The following is a 1034-nucleotide window of genomic DNA, read 5'->3' as shown; positions in this document are numbered from 1 at the left end:
CTGCATTTGATAAAAATTGCTTCTTCCAATGCGATATGCTATTGCTGCTAATCTCATATTTAGATGATAACTGTGATATTGTTACATCCTCTTTTAATAATTCTAGCACTATCTTTGTCTTCTCTTCAGCACTAAAATTCCGTATCTGTTTTCTTGTCATTTTATATCCTATAAGTTATTGACTCTATTCTAACTTATTACCAAGTTACACTAACTATTTTTTGTCCAATTTTTTCAGTCCATTATACCATATTTATTTTTTATTTGTTCTATAACATAGTTGTTAATGTAACCGATAATGTCATCATTTGATTGAGCTTTAATAGTATTCCACCAAGATTTTTCATTATTCTCACTAAGCAATTTTAGGAATAATATATTTGCAAATTCACCAAATCTTTCTATTCCTGCACGTATTCCCTCCCCCCTTAAAATATTATTAAGGTTTTTGAAAATCGATATTAATCCTTCCCTTGAGACCTTAACCTCCTTAGGAATCGTAAAAACTTCATTACTGTTTTCATTAATAAAAGCTAAAATTTCTTTTTCGCTCAACAACTCTTTCACTTCCTCACCGTTTAATATAAGCGTCTTGTTGTTTGGAACAAAACGAGCTTCACAATAAGCACCGTTTGCCGCAAATATAATTGGTACATCAAGCGATTTTGCATATTCTGTAGCTTGTGATAATGCAGCATTTAGATCTTTACCAACTTTTTTTGCTTCAATTACTGCTATAGCTTCATCTGTACCGCTTCGGTATAATATGTAATCAGCTCTCTTATTTTTTAGTTTTAGTTGCTCGGCTTTTGTTTTTGGCTTTTGCAAATATACATTTTTGTTCGTGCCATTATCTATATGCCACCCTTTATTTATAAGATTGTTACTTATAATCCATTCTGTTTGTTGTTCTGATAACATTTTTTTGTCTATTGATTTGTTAATTTTAATTCATTTTTAGCCGTACTAATACTATCTACTAATAGCAATACTCCACCCTATTAATCCCACATCCTTTGCTAAGTCTTCTTATC

The 1034-nt window shown here is 30.7% G+C and carries 2 protein-coding genes; both read right to left on the bottom strand.

Features of this window, described 5'->3' with window-relative positions; translation table 11 throughout:
* Nucleotides 1-160: transposase (locus KYQ89_RS08350; protein ID WP_218460148.1), on the bottom strand; the 160-nt coding region annotated here is incomplete at its 3' end.
* A 74-nt stretch (nucleotides 161-234) separates the two neighbouring features.
* The gene (locus tag KYQ89_RS07905; protein WP_256621395.1) at nucleotides 235-921 is read right to left on the bottom strand and encodes a hypothetical protein; all 687 of its coding nucleotides are present in this window, start codon (nucleotides 919-921) and stop codon (nucleotides 235-237) included.
* Between the last annotated feature and the right edge of the window lie 113 nt (nucleotides 922-1034).

The organism is Rickettsia sp. TH2014 (assembly GCF_019249195.1).
Taxonomy (GTDB): Bacteria; Pseudomonadota; Alphaproteobacteria; order Rickettsiales; family Rickettsiaceae; genus Rickettsia; species Rickettsia felis.
Note: the sequence above shows the minus strand (reverse complement) of the source record. Positions and strands in the feature narration are given on the sequence as shown.

Excerpts from the sequence above, each read along its gene's own strand:
- KYQ89_RS07905 (WP_256621395.1), bottom strand. The coding sequence starts at position 921 with ATGTTATCAGAACAACAAACAGAATGGATTATAAGTAACAATCTTATA.